General features: G+C 53.1%; 1 rRNA gene. It reads right to left on the minus strand.

What is annotated here, in order from left to right:
* A 23S ribosomal RNA gene (locus ABFX13_RS14635) occupies window positions 1–550 on the minus strand; the annotation flags it as partial.

The raw sequence follows: 550 nt of genomic DNA on the forward strand, positions 1-550 counted from the left end.
TGACCTATCAACCAGGTAGTCTTCCTGGGATCTTACCCTTACGGTGGGAAATCTTATCTTGAAGTTGGCTTCGCGCTTAGATGCTTTCAGCGCTTATCCATTCCGTACATAGCTACCCAGCCATGCCCTTGGCAGAACAACTGGTACACCAGAGGTACGTCCATCCCGGTCCTCTCGTACTAAGGACAGGTCTCCTCAAATTTCCTACGCCTGCGACGGATAGGGACCGAACTGTCTCACGACGTTCTGAACCCAGCTCGCGTACCACTTTAATGGGCGAACAGCCCAACCCTTGGGACCTACTACAGCCCCAGGATGTGATGAGCCGACATCGAGGTGCCAAACCTCCCCGTCGATGTGGACTCTTGGGGGAGATAAGCCTGTTATCCCCAGGGTAGCTTTTATCCGTTGAGCGATGGCCCTTCCATGCGGAACCACCGGATCACTAAGTCCGACTTTCGTCCTTGCTCGACCTGTATGTCTTGCAATCAAGCTTCCTTTTGCCTTTACACTCTTCGCACGATTTCCGACCGTGCTGAGGAAACCTTTG

The organism is Paraclostridium tenue (assembly GCF_039521565.1).
Classification (GTDB): Bacteria; Bacillota; Clostridia; order Peptostreptococcales; family Peptostreptococcaceae; genus Paraclostridium; species Paraclostridium tenue.